Source organism: Virgibacillus sp. W0181, assembly GCF_051846915.1.
Lineage (GTDB): Bacteria > Bacillota > Bacilli > Bacillales > Amphibacillaceae > JBPYCR01.
Window position 1 is genome coordinate 1 of the sequence record NZ_JBPYCR010000067.1, and the last position, 1,861, is coordinate 1,861.

Genomic DNA, 1,861 nt, shown 5'->3' on the forward strand with positions numbered 1-1,861 from the left:
TTTTTTGTTCGCCCAGCATGGGCGAACTCTAATGGGTGAAAGTCCCAAGTGCGACCTTGTAGCGGTAAGCACATAGCCAAAAGCAAGGGTGTCCACCGTGAGGCGGAATCTGAAGGAAGCTCGAGGCAAACCTCTGGTCTGACGAACAGAAACCATATAAGAGGCAACACATGAGGGTAAGGCTGCAAAAGAAGCTGAAGTCCAATAGCTACAACGATCATGTGGTGTATATATGGCAGATAGATAGAGGGAAAGAGTTCGCACCTTAACTGGGGAGGTCTCGTTTCTCTATCCCAAAAGTATACAGTGATGTATGCCTGGAAAACGAGAAGTCAGCAGAAGCCGTAGTAGTGAAGAAATCTAGCGAAAGCTAGAAAGAATGAAGGGCTGAATAATTTTATCGTTATAGAAATCTCTATTGGAAGATGGCAAAAGACCACTGGCCAAAGCATGAAAGTGGATACCAGCTTCACGAGAAAGAAAGGATATAACATACATGCATAAACGTGCAATACTAGACAAAATTCTTGATAAAAACAATCTGAATGATGCCTATAAACAAGTAATCAAAAACAAAGGGGCAGCTGGTGTCGACGGAATGACTATAGATGAGCTAGGAGGATACTTAGCGAGAAATAGGGAGAAAATCATCCTAGAAATCCGGGAGCGAAGATACAAACCACAACCAGTCTTAAGAGTTGAAATTGCCAAGCCTGATGGTGCAACGCGTCTCTTGGGAATACCTTCGGTAGTCGACCGAGTCGTACAACAAGCAATATCTCAAGTTCTTACTCCGATATTTGATAGTCAATTCAGCGACAACAGCTACGGTTTTAGACCCAGGCGGTATGCAGAAATGGCTATACTACAAGCATTAGAGTACATGAATGACGGCTACGAATGGATAGTAGATATTGATTTAGAACGCTTCTTTGATACTGTGAATCATGATAGATTAATGAACTTAATATCAAGAACGATAACCGATGGTGATGTCATATCGCTTATCCGAAAGTACTTAGTGAGTGGTGTGCAAATCAATGACGAATATAAAGAAACGGTGATTGGAACTCCGCAAGGAGGAAATCTTTCTCCACTACTTAGTAATATCATGTTGAATGAACTTGATAAAGAATTGGAGAGTCGTGGATTGCGATTTGTAAGATATGCAGATGACTGCATTATCATGGTTAAAAGTGAAATGGCAGCTAGACGTGTAATGAGATCAGTGACGAATTACATTGAAGAAAAACTTGGTCTAATAGTGAACACGACCAAATCAAAAGTAACTAAACCTAACAACCCGAACATGAAATTCTTAGGGTTTGGATTCTTTAGGGACTATCAGAACCGTCTATACAAAGCAAAGCCACACCGTAAATCAGTCGCTAACTTTAAGTATAAATTAAAACAACTCACACGAAAGAATTGGAGTGTTGATACGAAGTATCAAGTGGAAAGAATTAACCAACTAATTCGCGGCTGGGTAAACTACTTTAAAGTCGGTCACATGAAGAGCTTACTAATGAAAATTGATTCACACACAAGGGTACGAGTAAGAATGTGCATTTGGCAGAAATGGAAAACAGCCAAAAATCGTCGGAAGAATTTAATCAAATTAGGTATGGATAAATATAATGCATACAAAAATAGCCACACGAGCAAAGGGGCAATAAGAATCGCATATTCCTGGATTCTTACAACCACCATTACAAACGCGAGGCTATCAAGATTTGGATTAATATCTTGTATTGAACATTATAACAAAGTACATGTATAGAATAAAATTAAACCGCCGTATACGGATCCGTACGTACGGTGGTGTGAGAGGACGGGGGCTAACTACTCCCTCCTACTCGAT

General features: G+C 40.2%; 1 protein-coding gene. It reads left to right on the forward strand.

What is annotated here, in order from left to right:
• The first annotated feature begins 496 nt into the window (after positions 1–496).
• A complete protein-coding gene (gene ltrA / locus ACLIBG_RS15485; protein ID WP_439313643.1) occupies positions 497–1,780 on the forward strand; it encodes a group II intron reverse transcriptase/maturase in 1,284 nt (427 codons plus the stop codon).
• Positions 1,781–1,861: the final 81 nt, after the last annotated feature.

Bases quoted from the DNA above. Each gene is read 5' to 3' on its own strand.
- ltrA (WP_439313643.1), top strand. From the start codon at position 497: ATGCATAAACGTGCAATACTAGACAAAATTCTTGATAAAAACAATCTG.